Genomic DNA, 15,420 nt, shown 5'->3' with positions numbered 1-15,420 from the left:
CCGGCCTCATCGCTGCGGTTCGTCGCCACGACAAGCCAGCTCCCACACTGAACGGCGTGCGTTGCCCCTGTGGGAGCCGGCTTGCCGGCGATGAGGCCGCCCCAGGCAAAACAGGACATTGAGGTAACCCATGCCCGACCGTGCCCCGCTGGACCCCGTCACCGCCCGCTGGATCCCCTGGGTGGTGGCCATCGCCTTCTTCATGCAATCACTGGACGGCACCATCCTCAACACCGCGCTGCCGGCCATGGCTCGCTCGCTGGCCGAAGACCCGTTGCGCATGCAGGGGGTGATCATCGCCTACATGCTCACCGTGGCCCTGCTGATCCCGGCCTCGGGCTGGATTGCCGACCGCTTCGGCACCAAGCGCATCTTCTTCAGCGCGATTCTGCTGTTCAGCTTCGGCTCGCTGTTGTGTGCCATGGCCAACAGCCTCGGTTTCCTGATCTTCGCCCGGGTGGTGCAAGGCCTGGGCGGCGCACTGATGCTGCCGGTCGGAAGGCTGGTGGTGTTGCGCGCCTACCCGCGCAGCGAACTGGTGCGGATCATGAGTTTCATCACCATCCCCGGCCTGCTCGGGCCACTGCTTGGCCCGACCGTGGGCGGTTGGCTGGTGGAAATCCTCAGCTGGCACTGGATCTTCCTGCTCAACCTGCCGGTGGGCGCCGTGGGTTGCTATGCGGTGTGGAGGTTCATCCCCGACCTGCGCGGCGCCGAGCGCACCACCTTCGACGGGCCTGGCTTCCTGCTGTTCGGGGCGGCGATGGTGCTGATCACCATCGCCATGGAAGGCCTGGGCGAACTGCACCTGCCGCACCTGCGGGTGATGCTGTTGCTGTTCGCCGGCATGGCCTGCCTGGCCGCCTACTGGCTGCGCGCCGGACGCGACCCGGAGCCACTGTTCTCGCCGTCACTGTTCCGCGTGCGCACTTTCGCCATCGGCATCCTTGGCAACCTGTTCGCCCGCCTGGGCAGCGGCGCCCTGCCCTTTCTGGTGCCGTTGCTGCTGCAAGTGGCGCTGGGTTATTCACCGGCCCAGGCCGGTATGAGCATGATTCCGCTGGCGGCGGCAGCGATGCTCGCCAAGTCGGTCGCCCGGCCGCTGATCGAGCGCCTCGGCTACCGCATCGTGCTCACCGGAAACACCCTACTGCTGGGCCTGCTGCTGGCCAGCCTGGGGCTGGTCGACGAGCAGACGCCGTATGCGCTGCTGCTGGCGCAGCTGGCGATGCTGGGCGCGGTGAACTCGATGCAGTTCACGGCGATGAACACCGTGACCCTGATCGACCTCGACGACGCTAGCGCCAGCAGCGGCAACAGCCTGCTGTCGGTAGTCGCGCAACTGTCGCTGAGCCTGGGTGTGGCCTGCGCCGGCGCGCTGCTCGGTGGTTTCACCGCGGCCGGCAGCGCCGAAGGCGTGGAAAGCACCCTGGGGGCGTTCCAGCTGACCTTCGTCACCATTGGCGTGATGGCCATGCTGGCGGCGGCGATCTTCTTGCAACTGGCGCCGACAGACGGAAGGCGCGCCCGTCGTCCGGAAGAACACGTCGAGTCGTAGGGCAATGGCTGTGAGGCTGGTAGACTGTGCGACATTTTTCGCTTCGCACCGCAGGCCCGCCTCGTGACCGTTGAAACCACCGCCTTTGCCACCCTCCCGCTGTCCGCCGCCATGCTGGCCAACCTGGATGCCCTGGGCTACGCCTCGATGACCCCGATCCAGGCCCAGAGCCTGCCGGTGATCCTCAAGGGCCAGGACCTGATCGCCCAGGCCAAGACCGGCAGCGGCAAGACCGCCGCCTTCGGCATCGGCCTGCTCAACCCGATCAACCCGCGCTACTTCGGCTGCCAGGCACTGGTGCTGTGCCCGACTCGCGAGCTGGCCGACCAGGTGGCCAAGGAGCTGCGCCGCCTGGCCCGCGCCGAGGACAACATCAAGATCCTCACCCTGTGCGGCGGCGTCTCGCTCGGCCCGCAGATCGCCTCGCTGGAACACGGCGCGCACATTATCGTCGGCACCCCGGGGCGCATCCAGCAGCACCTGGACAAAGGCACCCTGGTGCTCGACGGGCTCAACACCCTGGTGCTCGACGAAGCCGACCGCATGCTCGACATGGGCTTCTTCGACGCCATCGCCAGCATCATCGGCAAGACCCCGTCGCGCCGCCAGACCCTGCTGTTCTCGGCCACCTACCCGGCCGGCATCGAGCAGTTGGCCAAGGCCTTCATGCGCCAGCCGCAGCAGGTCAAGGTCGAGGCGCTGCACAGCGACAACCAGATCGAACAGCGCTTCATCGAGATCGACGCTCAGCAGCGCCTGGACGCCGTGACCCGTGTACTCGGCCACTACCGTCCACAGTCCTGCGTGGCGTTCTGCTTCACCAAGCAGCAGTGCGAAGACGTGGTCGCCCACCTCACAGCCAAGGGCATCGTCGCCCAGGCCCTGCACGGCGACCTGGAGCAGCGCGACCGTGACCAGGTGCTGACCATGTTCGCCAACCGCAGCAGCTCGGTGCTGGTAGCCACCGACGTCGCCGCCCGCGGCCTGGACATCGATGGCCTGGACATGGTCATCAACGTCGAACTGGCGCGTGATGCCGAGATCCACGTACACCGCGTTGGCCGTACCGGTCGTGCAGGCGAGAAAGGCGTGGCGATCAGCCTGGTGGCGCCGGCCGAGGGCCATCGCGCCCAGGCCATCGAAGATCTGCAGAAGCAGCCGCTGCGCTGGGAGCAGCTGGACAGCCTGAAGAACAAAGGCGGCGAGCCGCTGCTGCCGGCGATGACCACCCTGTGCATCGGCGCCGGACGCAAGGACAAGCTGCGTCCGGGCGATATCCTCGGCGCGCTGACTGGCGACGCCGGGTTGCCGGGCAAGCAGGTGGGCAAGATTGCCATCTTCGACTTCGTCGCGTTCGTGGCTGTGGAGCGGGCAGTGGCCAAGCAGGCCATGCAGCGCCTGAACAGCGGCAAGATCAAAGGTCGCGCCCTGAAAGTCCGTATCGTCTGAAGTCTTTTTGGGGCTGCTGTGCAGCCCATCGCCGCGGCTATTGAAGAGGTAACACCGTGCACTCCACCGACGTGATCATCCTCGGCGCCGGCGCCGCCGGCCTGATGTGCGCCCTGCTCAGCGCCCAGCGCGGGCGCCGGGTGCTGGTGCTCGACCACGCCAACAAACCGGGTAAGAAGATCCTCATGTCCGGCGGCGGGCGCTGCAACTTCACCAACATGTACACCGAGCCCGCCAATTTCCTTTCCCACAACCCGCACTTCTGCAAGTCGGCGCTGGCCCGCTATACCCAGTGGGACTTCATCGAGCTGGTGTGCAAGCACGGCGTGCCGTACCACGAGAAGAAACTCGGCCAGCTGTTCTGCGACAACAAGTCCAGCGACATCCTCGACATGCTCCTGGCCGAGTGCGACCAGGCCGGCGCCGAGCTGCGGATGAACACCAGCATCGACAAGATCGAAAAGACCGAGGCCGGCTACACCCTGCAGACCAGCGCCGGTCCATTCGCCTGCCAGTCGCTGGTAATCGCCACCGGCGGCCTGTCGATCCCGACGCTCGGCGCCAGTGGTTTCGGCTATCAGGTCGCCCGCCAGTTCGGCCACGAACTGCTACCCACCCGCGCCGGCCTGGTGCCGTTCACCATTACCGAGCCCCAGCTCAAGGCACTGTGCACCGAGCTGTCCGGCACCTCGCTGGACTGCATCGCCAGCTGCAATGGCACCAGCTTTCGCGAGAACCTGCTGTTCACCCACCGTGGCCTGAGCGGGCCGGCGATCCTGCAGATCTCGTCCTTCTGGGAGGCCGGCGACACGCTGGAGATCAACCTGTTGCCTGATCGCGATGCCCTGGAATGGCTGCAAGGCCAACAAGCCGAGCGTCCCAACAGCGAGCTGAAGACCGTGTTGGGCGAGGTATTCACCCGCAAGCTGGCCAACTTGCTGGCCGAGCAGTGGTTCGAGTCCAAGCCGCTGAAGCAATACACCCCTGCGGAACTGGCGCAGGTCGCCGAAAAATTGGCGGCCTGGCAGGTGGTGCCGGCGGGGACCGAAGGCTATCGCACCGCGGAAGTGACCCTGGGCGGGGTGGATACCCGCGAAGTGTCTTCGAAAACCATGGAATCGCTGAAGAGCCCTGGGCTGTACTTCATCGGCGAAGTGCTGGACGTGAGCGGGCACCTCGGCGGTTTCAACTTCCAGTGGGCCTGGGCTTCGGCCAACGCGGCGGCGCAGTTCGTGTAGAGTAGAATCCATTCAGCAGCACGGAACGCTTCTTGCTGGTCCATCGCTGCGAAGGGTGAAAAACCATCGCGGGGCAAGCCCGCTCCCACGTCAAAACGGTGGGAGCGGGCTTGCCCCGCAATGTTGCCCCAGAGATTCTTCTTCGAATACTGCCCAGCAGGCCATCATGTCATCGAGCTCGTTCCGCCATTCATTGCGTCGCCTGTGGGGCCAAGACAAGTTCAGCTATGCCATCCGCGTGACCATCGCCCTCACCGGCAGCATGGCCTGGTGCTGGTACCAGAACGAGATGAGCCTGCTCATCCCGCTGTTCCTCGGCATCATCGCCAGCGCCCTGGCCGAGACCGACGATGGTTGGCAGGGACGCCTCAGTGCCCTGCTGGTCACCCTGGGCTGTTTCGCCATCGCCGCGCTGTCGGTCGAGCTGTTGTTCCCCTATCCCTGGATCTTCGCGGTCGCGCTGGCCCTGGCGGCCTTTTCCCTGACCATGCTCGGGGCCTTGGGCGAACGCTATGGGGCGATCGCCTCGGCCACCCTGATCCTCTCGGTCTACACCATGATCGGCGTCGACCAGCGCGGCGGAGAGGTCAGTGATTTCTGGCACGAGCCTTTGCTACTGGTGGCGGGGGCGGCGTGGTACGGGCTGCTGTCGGTACTGTGGCAGGCATTGTTCGCCAACCAGCCGGTGCAACAGAGCCTGGCCAGGCTGTTCTACGAGCTGGGCAGCTACCTCAAGCTCAAGGCCAGCCTGTTCGAGCCGGTCCGCACCCTCGATGTCGAGGCCACGCGCCTGGAACTGGCCAAGCAGAATGGCAAGGTCGTGGCCGCGCTCAACGCCGCCAAGGAGATCATCCTGCACCGGGTCGGCAACAGCCAGCCCAACTCCAAGGTCAGCCGCTACCTAAAGCTGTACTTCCTGGCCCAGGACATCCATGAGCGGGTCAGCGCCTCGCACTATCCGTACAACGGCCTGACCGAGGCATTCTTTCACAGCGACGTGATGTTCCGCTGCCAGCGCCTGCTGCGCAAGCAGGGCTCGTCCTGCCAGGAGCTGGCGCGCTCGATCCGCCTGCGCCAGCCGTTCGTGCTTGCCAGCGGCTACCCCGAGGCACTGGAAGACCTCAACGCCTCGCTGGAGCATCTGCGCACCCAGAACAACCCGGCCTGGCGCAGCCTGCTGCGCTCGCTGCGGGCGCTGGCCGCCAACCTGGCCACGCTGGACCGCCTGCTCAGCGCCGCCAGCAACCCGGACAGCCTGGCCGATGCCAGCGACAGCAGCCTGCTCGACCGCTCGCCACGCAACTTCAAGGATGTGTGGAAACGCCTGCGCACCCAGCTGACTCCCACCTCGTTGCTGTTCCGCCACGCCCTGCGCCTGTCGCTGGCATTGTCGGTGGGCTATGGCATGGTTCACCTGATCCACCCGACCCAGGGTTACTGGATCATCCTCACCACATTGTTCGTCTGCCAGCCCAACTATGGCGCGACGCGGCGCAAACTGGTGCAACGGATCATCGGCACCGCCATCGGCCTGACCGTGGGCTGGGCGCTGTTCGACCTGTTCCCCAACCCGATCGTCCAGTCGCTGTTCGCGGTGGTCGCGGGGGTGGTGTTCTTCGTCAACCGCACCACCCGCTACACCCTGGCCACGGCGGCGATCACGCTGATGGTGCTGTTCTGCTTCAACCAGATCGGCGATGGCTACGGGCTGTTCCTGCCACGCCTGTTCGATACCCTGGTCGGCAGCCTGATCGCCATCCTCGCAGTGTTCCTGTTCCTGCCCGACTGGCAAGGCCGACGGTTGAACAAGGTGCTGGCCAACACCCTCGCCTGCGCCAGCGAGTACCTGCGCCAGATCATGCAGCAATATGCCCATGGCAAGCGTGACGACCTGGCCTACCGCCTGGCCCGGCGCAATGCGCACAATGCCGACGCGGCACTGTCGACCACCCTGGCCAACATGCTCATGGAGCCAGGACATTTCCGTAAGGAGGCCGACGTCGGCTTCCGCTTCCTGGTGTTGTCACATACCTTGCTGAGTTACCTCTCGGGGCTGGGCGCGCACCGCGATACAGCGCTGCCGGCCGAAGTCCACGAGCAGTTGATCGATGGTGCCGGGCGGAGCCTGGCCAGCAGCCTGGACGAGATCGCCAATGGCCTGGCGGCACGCTTGCCGGTGGCGATCCACAGCGACGCCGAGGAGGCGCTGGCCAACGCGCTGGAACAGATGCCCGAGGAGCTGGACGAGCATCAGCGCCTGGTGCAGACGCAATTGGCGCTGATCTGCCAGCAGTTGGGGCCGTTGCGGACCTTGGCCGGGCATCTGATCAAGGAAGGCCAGCCCGCCTGATTGCCCGCTCCCACACCAGGAGCGGGCTCAGAAACCATGCTGGCGCATCAGGCGGGCGTAACTGCCGTCGGCCTTCATGGTGGCGATGGCCTTTTCGAAACGCGCCACGATCTTCTTGTGCTCCGGATGCTTGAGGCTTACCAGGATATGCAGGCTGTTCTCGCCCAGAGGCGGGTCGACGAAGGTCACACCCTCACGCACCTGCTGCGGCTCGCGCTGCAGGTTGTAGCGCGCCACGTACTCATCCTCCACCGCCAGGTTCACCCGCCCGGCCGCCAGCATGCGCACCGCCGATGAAAAGTTGCGCACCAGCACTTTGTTCAGGCGTTCGTCGCTGTCGAATTCGGGGGAATAGGCGTAGTCGCGCACCACGGCGATGGTGTAAGGGTACAGGTCAGCCTGGCGGGCATAGGCAAAAGCCTCGCCTTCACGCTTGAGCAGGCGGATGCGGTTGACCAGGTAGGTTGCGGAGAACTGGCCGATCAGGGTGCGCTCCTGGTTGTACCAGGCATTGATCAACACATCGTAGCGCCCCTCGCCCACCCCCATCAGCGCCCTCGCCCAGGGCACCTCCTCGAACTCGGTGGCGTAGCCGGCACGGGTCAGCGCCGTGGTGACGATGCTGGTGGCCAGGCCGCCACCGGGCATGCCGGTATCGGTGAAGGGTGGCCAACTGTCGGCCACCAGCCGCAGCTTGCCATGGGCCAGGGCAGGCCCCGCGCACAACAGTCCCAGTAATCCAAGAACGCAAAGCAGTGGCCGCATGCTCAAATCCTTTCGAAGTTGGGGGCCCACGCTGGTGACGGCGATCTCTACTAGCAACAGAGGTTGCAGATTACACAAGCCAAATCCTGGCGACAGCGGACGATAATGTCATTTAGCCTCTATTTTGGCCGAATCCTGGACGGCGTCATTCTCCCTCGTCGTGACCGCCTGGATTTGCGATGATCGACGGTCAACCGAAGGAGTCCTCCCCCATGTCCATCGAGTGGATCTGCAAGCACCATGGCGACCTCGCCAAGGAACAACTCTACGCCATCCTGCAACTGCGCACCGAGGTGTTCGTGGTCGAACAACGATGCGCCTACCAGGAAGTCGACGGGCTCGACCTGCAAGGCGATACCCTGCACCTGATGGGCTGGGACGGGGACCGACTGGTGGCCTACCTGCGTTTGCTCGACCCGCAATCACACAAGGGCGACGTGGTGATCGGCCGGGTGGTGACCGCCCCGTCGGCGCGTGGGGGTGGGCTGGGGCATCAACTGCTGCTCAAGGGGCTGGAGTGCGCGGCGCACTGCTGGCCGGGGACGCCGGTGTACCTGTCGGCCCAGGCGCACCTGCAGGGCTACTACAACCGCCATGGCTTCGAGGTGGTGGGCGAGGAATACCTCGAGGACGATATTCCGCATATCGGCATGCGCAAGGGCTAAGGACATTGTCGCGGGGCAAGCCCCGCGATGCTCAAGGGTAGCCCAGCACGTCACGGATCTGCCGCAGGTGCTGGATGATCCACTGCTTGTCGATCGCGCCCCAGTCATGAATCCGGTAATGCCCGGCATGGTTGCGCGCACCGGCCTGCTGCTCGAACTCGCAGATGATGTCCAGGTCGGCCAGGGCGGCGATGGTGTCCTGGGCGGTACGCCGGGGCATGCCGGTGGCCTCCATCAACGCCGGCACACTGGTGGCGGTCTGGCTGTCGATCAGCCAGGCCACGTAAAGGCGGCGGTAGAAGCTGCTGCGGGTCTTGCTCACTTCCGTGGTCATGGGGTGCTTGTCCCTCAGGTGTTGCCCGGCAGTTCCCGATAGGTCAGGTAGACGCGCAGGTCGAATTCAAGTTGATGGTAGTCCGGCTCCATGTGCTGGCAGAGCTGGTAGAACGCCTTGTTGTGATCGCGCTCCCGCAGGTGCGCCAGTTCATGCACCACGATCATGCGCAGGAACTGCGGCGCTGCCTCGCGGAACAACGAGGCGACGCGGATCTCCTTCTTGGCCTTGAGCTTGCCGCCCTGCACCCGCGATACCGCCGTGTTCAGGCCCAATGCACGGTGGGTGAGGTCCAGGCGGTTGTCGAACAGGACCTTGTCCAGCGGCGGCGCACTGCGCAGGTACTGCTGCTTGATCTCCTGGGCATAGCCGTACAGGGCCTTGTCGCTCTGCACGTCATGGCGTTCGGGATAGCGCTGGCGCAGGTAGTCGCCCAGGCGATCGCTGGCGATCATCTGGCGCACCTGTTCCTGCAGGTGCGGCGGGTAGGCTTGCAGGTAACGTAGGGCGGTCATGGCTGGCGTTCGGAACGAGAAGACGCGAGTTTAGCCAATCACGACGCCCATGGGAAAAACGCCGGGAAATCGCCAGCGGCGTCGGCAGTGAGCGGCCGGGCCACCAGGAACCCCTGCACGTAGGCGCAACCGGCGCCCTTGAGCCATTCGGCTTGGGCCCGGGTCTCGACACCCTCGGCGATTACCGTGATGTCGTAGGCCGCGCACAGGTCGATGACGCTGCGCACCAAGGCGATATCCGCCGCCGAGTCCGGCAACCGCGCGACCAGGTGACGGTCGAGCTTGAGCGTGTCGATAGGCAGGTCGCGCAGCATGCGCAACGAGCAGTCGCCAGCGCCGAAGTCGTCCAACGCCACGCGAATGCCCAGCTCTCGCAGGCGGTGCACCTGCTTCACCGCCGCGTCGATGTTGTACATCAGCGAGGTCTCGGCAACCTCCACCTCCAGCTGGGCGGGTTGCAGTTGATGCTTGTCGATCACCTGGGCCAGTTCATCGACCAACCCGGGCATGGTGAACTGGGCGCGACTCAGGCTGATGCCCAGCACCAGCTGCGAACCAAAGCGATCGCTCCAGGCATTGCGCTGCGCGGCGCCCTTGCGATAGATCCAGCTGGCCAGGCGGTTGATCAGGCGAGCCTCTTCCAGCAACGGGATGAACAGCCCGGGCGGCACGTCGCCGACGCTCGGGTGCTGCCAGCGCAACAACGCCTCGAAGCCTCGTAGTCGGCCATCGGCGAACGCCACCTGGGGTTGGTAGACCAGGCTGAAATCATTTTGCTCGATGGCCGTGCGCACGCTGTCCTCGAGCATCAGCCGTGAGCGGGCGCGGCCATTGAGTTCCTGGTCGTAGAAGCGGTACTGCTGGCGCCCAGCCTGCTTGGCCGCGTACATCGCCGCGTCGGCCGCGCGCAACAGGCCCTCCACGTTGGCGCCGCAGTCGGGGTAGGTGGCGATGCCGATGCTCACCCCCAGGTTGACCTCGAGCCCATCCACCTGCTGGAAGCTCGACATGCGCTCCAGCAGCTTTTCGGCATAGCGGCCGGCCTGTTCGGGGTATGGCAGGCCGTCGAACAACGCGGTGAACTCGTCGCCGCCCATGCGCGCCAGCAGCGCCTCGCTGCCCAGGCACTCCTTGAGCTGGTCGGCCACCCAGCGCAGGACCTTGTCGCCGGCCTCATGGCCGAGCAGGTCGTTGATCCGCTTGAAGCCGTCCAGGTCCATGTACATCAGGGCCTTGGCCTTGTCCGAGCGCTCGTTGCGCAGTAACGCGCTTTCGGCGGTCTGGTAGAAACCACGACGGTTGAGCAGCCCGGTCAGCGGGTCGGTCACCGCCTGGTACTCCAGTTGCTGGTGCAGGCTGCGCACCACCGACATGTCCAGCACCGTCACCACCATGGCCTTCTGTTCGGCGGGCAGCGGCGCGCAGGACAATGCCACCGGCACCAGTTGGCCACCGAGGGTGCGCAGCTGGGCATCATGCACCCGGAAGATCTGCCGCCGCAGATAGGCCTGGTAGAAGTCCGAGTCGTGCCACAGGTTGGCGCAGGGGAGCTGGATCAGGTCCAGCATGTGCGCGCCTTGCAGTTTGTCCACCGGCGCATCGAGCAGGCGTGAGATGGCCGGGTTGGCGAAGCCGATGCAACCCGTTTCGTCCACCACCAGGATGCCCTCGGCGGCATTTTCCAGGATCGAGGCGTTGAACGCCCGCGCCGACTCAAGTTCACGGGTCAGCCGTTGCAGCATGCGCCTGTTGCGCTGCTGCTCCAGCAGGGCCTGGACCTTGGGCTTGAGTATTTGCGGGTCGAACGGTTTGAACAGGTAGTCCACAGCGCCGCTGGCATAGCCTTTGAGCACGGCGGCGTCGGACTGCTCGTTGGCGGTCAGGAAAATGATCGGGGTCAAACGCGTACGCTGGCTGCCGCGCATCAGGCGGGCAACCTCGAAACCGTCCATTTCGGGCATCTGCACGTCTAGCAGAACCAGGTCGACCTCGTGCTCGAGCAGGGTGCTCAGGGCTTCCATCCCTGAACTGGCGGTCAATACCTGCCAATCCTGGCGGGACAGCAAGGCCCGCATGCTGATGAGGTTCTCCGGATAGTCGTCTACGACCAACAGAACCGAACTGCTTTCCGGTGTTTGAGAATAAGCGCCATCCATGTTGCTTCTCTTGGTAAGTCCAACTGCGACTTGTTATTGGATCCGATTGTTACTCTAGTCTCGGCCTCTGAAGACGCAATGCAGGTGGATGGCTATAAGCCACTGGAGTTGATGTTAGCCGACTAACGGTATAAGCGCCGGACAGGCGACGCACGGCCCAGGCCTGAGCGTTGCGCAAAGGCTGCAGACACAAAAAAGCCCGCATCGCTGCGGGCTCTTTCGTTGAACGCTGCCAGATCAGTTGATCTTGGCCGCCAGTTCACCTTTGGCATAGCGCTGGAACATGCCTTCCAGGGAGATCGGCTTGATCTTCGAGGCGTTGCCGGCGGTGCCGAAAGCTTCGTAGCGGGCGATGCACACGTCACGCATGGCCTTGACGGTTTCACCGAAGAACTTGCGCGGGTCGAACTCGCTCGGGTTCTGCGCCATCAGGCGGCGCATGGCGCCAGTGGAGGCCAGACGCAGGTCGGTGTCGATGTTGACCTTGCGGACACCGTACTTGATGCCTTCGACGATCTCTTCGACCGGCACGCCGTAGGTTTCCTTGATGTCGCCACCGTACTGGTTGATGATCGCCAGCCACTCTTGCGGCACCGAGGACGAGCCGTGCATCACCAGGTGGGTGTTGGGGATGCGCTTGTGGATTTCCTTGATACGGTCGATCGCCAGCACGTCGCCGGTAGGTGGCTTGGTGAACTTGTAGGCACCGTGGCTGGTACCGATGGCGATGGCCAGGGCGTCCACCTGGGTCTTCTTGACGAAGTCGGCGGCTTCTTCCGGGTCGGTCAGCATCTGGCTGTGATCCAGCACGCCTTCGGCGCCGATACCGTCCTCTTCACCGGCCATGCCGGTTTCCAGCGAACCCAGGCAGCCCAGCTCGCCTTCCACCGAAACACCACAGGCGTGCGCCATGGCGACGGTCTGCTGGGTGACACGGACGTTGTACTCGTAGTCGGTCGGGGTCTTGCCGTCTTCACCCAGCGAGCCGTCCATCATCACCGAGCTGAAGCCCAGCTGGATGGAGCGCTGGCACACGTCGGGGCTGGTGCCGTGGTCCTGGTGCATGCACACCGGAATGTGCGGGAACTCTTCGATGGCCGCCAGGATCAGGTGGCGCAGGAACGGCGCACCGGCGTATTTGCGAGCGCCAGCGGAAGCCTGGACGATGACCGGGGAGTCGGTCTTGTCGGCGGCTTCCATGATCGCGCGCATCTGCTCAAGGTTGTTGACGTTGAAAGCCGGAACGCCGTAGCCGAACTCGGCGGCGTGGTCCAGCATCTGGCGCATGCTAATGAGTGCCATTGTGTATCTCTCTCCCGACAAGCGTCGTTTGTTTCGTGCAAGCCTGCCGCAGGGGCGGTTGCTGTTCAAGTAGTGTGGGCCACCTGCGCGGCCCGGCCAGTCACGGTGCCTTGCAGCCCCGCCCAATCAGATCATTGGTCGCCACCCAGTACACCAGGCCTTCTTCGCCTTTGGTGTGGAAGGCCAGCATGCCATCGCTGTACAGCGCGCCAGAGGCGCCCGGCTCGGCCTTGAGCCGGTAGACCTGGTCGCCGCCACCCAGGCGTACATCGACCGCGTCCTGTTGTGCATCGGCGAAGCGCCACAACACCTCGGCCTGGCTGTCGCAGACCCAGCGGGTCCAGTTGTCCGCCGGGGCGGGTTGGGCGGGTTGCAGCAACGAACAGCCTGCCAGGGTCGCCAGGGCCAATGCGGCCAGAAGCGCTTTCATTCAATCACTCCGCCAGGGGCTGCAAAGCAGCCCTATGTTCAAGACCACAAAACAGCCTTCAGGTTGCCTGGCGCCCGATCAAGGGCAGCCCGGCGCCTTGCGCTGGTGCTCGTCGTCGTACTTTTCCAGGCCGTCCGGGCCCAGGCGCTTGTTGATCACCGGTGCCGTCTCGGCCTGCCACTGGGACTGGTAGCAACCGCCCTTGGGCGGCTGCGCCGGGTCAGCCTCGCTGCCCGTGTTGCTGGAGCAGGCGCCCAGCAACACGGCCACGATCATCACAGGCAATTGCTTGACCATCAGGTCGCTCCCTTTGCCAGGCGCCTTCAAACTCAGGCCTTGGCCCGTTCTTCCAGGATTGCCACGGCAGGCAGGACCTTGCCCTCAACGAACTCGAGGAACGCGCCGCCACCGGTAGAAATGTAGGAGATATCGGCGCCAACACCATACTTGTCGATGGCTGCCAGGGTGTCACCGCCACCGGCGATGGAGAATGCGGCGCTGTCGGCGATGGCCTTGGCCAGTACCTTGGTGCCGTTGCCGAACTGGTCGAATTCGAACACACCGACCGGGCCGTTCCACAGGATGGTCTGCGACGACTTCAGCAGTTCGGCGAAGTTGGCAGCGGTCTGTGGGCCGATATCGAGGATCATGTCGTCAGCCGCCACGTCGGCGATCGCTTTAACGGTAGCTTCGGCGCTTTCAGCGAATTCCTTGGCAACCACCACGTCGACCGGCAACGGCACATTGACCTTGGCGGCGATGGCCTTGGCGGTGTCGACCAGGTCAGCCTCGTACAGCGACTTGCCGACCGGGTGACCGGCAGCGGCGAGGAAGGTGTTGGCAATACCGCCGCCGACGATCAGCAGGTCGCACACAGTGCTCAGGCTGTTCAGCACGTCCAGCTTGGTCGACACCTTGGAGCCGGCAACAATGGCCGCCATCGGCTTGGCCGGGGCCTTCAGGGCCTTGCCCAGGGCGTCCAGCTCGGCCGCCAGCAGCGGGCCGGCAGCAGCGACCTTGGCGAACTTGGCAACACCGTGGGTGGAGCCTTCGGCGCGGTGCGCGGTGCCGAACGCGTCCATGACGAACACGTCGCACAGGGCAGCGTACTTCTGCGCCAGCTCGTCGGCGTTCTTCTTCTCGCCCTTGTTGAAGCGCACGTTTTCGAACAGCACCAGGTCACCGGCCTGCACCTGAACGCCGTCGAGGTAATCGGCGACCAGCGGCACATCGCGGCCCAGGGCCTTGCCCAGGTAGTCGGCAACCGGCTTGAGGCTGTTCTCGGCGGAGAACTCGCCTTCGGTCGGGCGCCCCAGGTGCGAGCAGACCATTACCGCCGCGCCCTTCTCCAGGGCCAGCTTGATGGTCGGCAGCGCTGCCAGGATACGCGCATCGCTGGCGACTACGCCGTCCTTCACGGGGACGTTGAGGTCTTCGCGGATCAGTACGCGCTTACCTTGCAGGTCGAGGTCGGTCATCTTCAACACGGTCATGAATGCAGTCCTTCAGGGCTGTTTGCTGCGGGTTGGGTGGACGACGTGCAGATAGTGTTCGGCAACGTCGAGCATACGGTTGGCAAACCCCCATTCGTTGTCGAACCAGGCCAGCAGGTTCACCAGGCGAGGGCCTGAGACACGGGTCTGGCTGGCATCGACGATGGCCGAATGCGGGTCATGGTTGAAATCACAGCTGGCGTGGGGCAGCTCGGTGTAGGCCAGCAAGCCTTTGAGCGGGCCATCCAGGGCGGCCTCGCGCAACACCCGGTTGACCTCGGCGGCGCTGGTGTCGCGGGCGGTCTGCAGGGTGATGTCCAGGCACGACACGTTGACGGTCGGCACGCGTACCGCTTTGGCCTGGATTCGCCCGGCAAGTTCCGGCAGCAGGCGTTCGATACCCCGCGCCAGACCAGTGGACACCGGGATCACCGACTGGAACGCCGAGCGCGTGCGGCGCAGGTCTTCATGGTGATAGGCATCGATCACCGGCTGATCGTTCATCGCCGAGTGGATGGTGGTGATCTGTACGTACTCGATGCCAAAGGCCTGGTCCAGCACCCGCAGCAGGGGCACGCCACAGTTGGTGGTGCAGGACGCGTTCGATACCAGCAGCTCGTTGCCGGTCAGGCAACCCTGGTTGATGCCGTAGACCACCGTGGCATCGACGTCGGCCTCACTGGCCATCGGCTGCGAGAACAGCACCCGTGGCGCACCGGCATCGAGAAAGCGCTGGCCGTCGGCGCGGGTGTTGTAGGCGCCAGAGCATTCCAGCACCAGGTCGACATCCAGGGCGGCCCAGTCGATGCCTTCGGGGGTGGCGCTGCGCAGCACTTTCACGCAATCGCCATTGATATGCAGACAATCGCCGTCGACTTTCACCTCACCGGGGAAACGCCCGTGGGTGGAGTCGAAGCGCGTCAGGTATTCCAGGCTGGCCTGGTCGGCCAGGTCGTTCAGCGCGACGATCTCGAAACCGGCCTTCGCCCCTCGCTCGAACAGTGCGCGCAGGACACAGCGGCCGATGCGGCCGTAACCGTTGAGTGCAACTTTGTAGGGACGCGGGTGGGGCATTCGATACTCACGTGCAGGTGCGTTGAACGACCATCGCGGGGCAAGCCCGCTCCCACAAGGCACCGGGATGCCTTGTGGGAGCGGGCTTGCC

General features: G+C 64.7%; 14 protein-coding genes. 5 read left to right on the top strand and 9 right to left on the bottom strand.

The features are described 5' to 3' along the window. Positions 1–130: 130 nt before the first annotated feature. From mdtD to yccS, 4 genes are all read left to right on the top strand, one after another. Positions 131–1,558: a multidrug transporter subunit MdtD gene (gene mdtD / locus ACODS9_RS16315; protein WP_023632381.1), complete on the top strand. Its 1,428-nt coding sequence runs from the start codon at positions 131–133 to the stop codon at positions 1,556–1,558. A 111-nt stretch (positions 1,559–1,669) separates the two neighbouring features. Further along, the gene (gene dbpA, locus ACODS9_RS16310) at positions 1,670–3,007 is read left to right on the top strand and encodes an ATP-dependent RNA helicase DbpA (protein ID WP_489094298.1); all 1,338 of its coding nucleotides are present in this window, start codon (positions 1,670–1,672) and stop codon (positions 3,005–3,007) included. A 56-nt stretch (positions 3,008–3,063) separates the two neighbouring features. Beyond that, on the top strand, positions 3,064–4,245 hold the full coding sequence (locus ACODS9_RS16305; RefSeq protein ID WP_489094284.1) for a BaiN/RdsA family NAD(P)/FAD-dependent oxidoreductase: 1,182 nt from the start codon (positions 3,064–3,066) through the stop codon (positions 4,243–4,245). A 166-nt stretch (positions 4,246–4,411) separates the two neighbouring features. Next, positions 4,412–6,595, top strand: coding sequence for a YccS family putative transporter (yccS, locus tag ACODS9_RS16300; RefSeq protein ID WP_489094283.1), 2,184 nt, complete (start codon positions 4,412–4,414; stop codon positions 6,593–6,595). 27 nt (positions 6,596–6,622) lie between these two features. Here the strand turns inward: yccS and ACODS9_RS16295 are convergent, their stop codons facing one another. Further along, positions 6,623–7,360 (bottom strand): substrate-binding periplasmic protein, encoded by a 738-nt coding sequence (locus ACODS9_RS16295; RefSeq protein ID WP_110605605.1) that lies wholly within the window; start codon positions 7,358–7,360, stop codon positions 6,623–6,625. A 212-nt stretch (positions 7,361–7,572) separates the two neighbouring features. On the opposite strand from ACODS9_RS16295, the gene ACODS9_RS16290 reads away from it, so the two are divergent. Next, positions 7,573–8,025 (top strand): GNAT family N-acetyltransferase, encoded by a 453-nt coding sequence (locus ACODS9_RS16290; RefSeq protein ID WP_476260874.1) that lies wholly within the window; start codon positions 7,573–7,575, stop codon positions 8,023–8,025. Between the two features lie 31 nt (positions 8,026–8,056). On the opposite strand, the gene ACODS9_RS16285 is transcribed toward ACODS9_RS16290, so the two are convergent. From ACODS9_RS16285 to epd, 8 genes are all read right to left on the bottom strand, one after another. Then, positions 8,057–8,359 carry a winged helix-turn-helix domain-containing protein gene (locus ACODS9_RS16285; protein ID WP_023631707.1) on the bottom strand — a complete coding sequence of 101 codons (303 nt, stop codon included), beginning with the start codon at positions 8,357–8,359 and terminating at the stop codon, positions 8,057–8,059. Between the two features lie 14 nt (positions 8,360–8,373). Next, positions 8,374–8,874 carry a M48 metallopeptidase family protein gene (locus ACODS9_RS16280; RefSeq protein WP_023631708.1) on the bottom strand — a complete coding sequence of 167 codons (501 nt, stop codon included), beginning with the start codon at positions 8,872–8,874 and terminating at the stop codon, positions 8,374–8,376. Positions 8,875–8,912: 38 nt separating this feature from the next. Then, a complete protein-coding gene (locus ACODS9_RS16275) occupies positions 8,913–11,030 on the bottom strand; it encodes a putative bifunctional diguanylate cyclase/phosphodiesterase (protein WP_489094282.1) in 2,118 nt (705 codons plus the stop codon). 237 nt (positions 11,031–11,267) lie between these two features. Then, the gene (fba, locus tag ACODS9_RS16270; protein ID WP_023631710.1) at positions 11,268–12,332 is read right to left on the bottom strand and encodes a class II fructose-bisphosphate aldolase; all 1,065 of its coding nucleotides are present in this window, start codon (positions 12,330–12,332) and stop codon (positions 11,268–11,270) included. Positions 12,333–12,432: 100 nt separating this feature from the next. Further along, on the bottom strand, positions 12,433–12,762 hold the full coding sequence (locus ACODS9_RS16265) for an MliC family protein (RefSeq protein ID WP_023631711.1): 330 nt from the start codon (positions 12,760–12,762) through the stop codon (positions 12,433–12,435). A 78-nt stretch (positions 12,763–12,840) separates the two neighbouring features. Further along, a complete protein-coding gene (locus ACODS9_RS16260; RefSeq protein ID WP_031315764.1) occupies positions 12,841–13,059 on the bottom strand; it encodes a hypothetical protein in 219 nt (72 codons plus the stop codon). Between the two features lie 32 nt (positions 13,060–13,091). Then, positions 13,092–14,255 (bottom strand): phosphoglycerate kinase, encoded by a 1,164-nt coding sequence (locus ACODS9_RS16255; RefSeq protein ID WP_401108957.1) that lies wholly within the window; start codon positions 14,253–14,255, stop codon positions 13,092–13,094. A 12-nt stretch (positions 14,256–14,267) separates the two neighbouring features. Then, positions 14,268–15,329, bottom strand: a complete 1,062-nt coding sequence (gene epd, locus ACODS9_RS16250; RefSeq protein ID WP_046853947.1) for an erythrose-4-phosphate dehydrogenase — start codon at positions 15,327–15,329, stop codon at positions 14,268–14,270. Between the last annotated feature and the right edge of the window lie 91 nt (positions 15,330–15,420).

The organism is Pseudomonas sp. FG36 (genome assembly GCF_057809275.1).
This window is presented reverse-complemented; position numbering and strand designations above follow the sequence as displayed.

Coding starts and splice junctions, on each gene's coding strand:
- mdtD (WP_023632381.1), top strand. CDS start 131: ATGCCCGACCGTGCCCCGCTGGACCCCGTCACCGCCCGCTGGATCCCC.
- dbpA (WP_489094298.1), top strand. CDS start 1,670: ATGCTGGCCAACCTGGATGCCCTGGGCTACGCCTCGATGACCCCGATC.
- yccS (WP_489094283.1), top strand. CDS start 4,412: ATGTCATCGAGCTCGTTCCGCCATTCATTGCGTCGCCTGTGGGGCCAA.
- ACODS9_RS16295 (WP_110605605.1), bottom strand. CDS start 7,360: ATGCGGCCACTGCTTTGCGTTCTTGGATTACTGGGACTGTTGTGCGCG.
- ACODS9_RS16290 (WP_476260874.1), top strand. CDS start 7,573: ATGTCCATCGAGTGGATCTGCAAGCACCATGGCGACCTCGCCAAGGAA.
- ACODS9_RS16285 (WP_023631707.1), bottom strand. CDS start 8,359: ATGACCACGGAAGTGAGCAAGACCCGCAGCAGCTTCTACCGCCGCCTT.
- ACODS9_RS16280 (WP_023631708.1), bottom strand. CDS start 8,874: ATGACCGCCCTACGTTACCTGCAAGCCTACCCGCCGCACCTGCAGGAA.
- ACODS9_RS16275 (WP_489094282.1), bottom strand. CDS start 11,030: ATGGATGGCGCTTATTCTCAAACACCGGAAAGCAGTTCGGTTCTGTTG.
- fba (WP_023631710.1), bottom strand. CDS start 12,332: ATGGCACTCATTAGCATGCGCCAGATGCTGGACCACGCCGCCGAGTTC.
- ACODS9_RS16265 (WP_023631711.1), bottom strand. CDS start 12,762: ATGAAAGCGCTTCTGGCCGCATTGGCCCTGGCGACCCTGGCAGGCTGT.
- ACODS9_RS16260 (WP_031315764.1), bottom strand. CDS start 13,059: ATGGTCAAGCAATTGCCTGTGATGATCGTGGCCGTGTTGCTGGGCGCC.
- ACODS9_RS16255 (WP_401108957.1), bottom strand. CDS start 14,255: ATGACCGTGTTGAAGATGACCGACCTCGACCTGCAAGGTAAGCGCGTA.
- epd (WP_046853947.1), bottom strand. CDS start 15,329: ATGCCCCACCCGCGTCCCTACAAAGTTGCACTCAACGGTTACGGCCGC.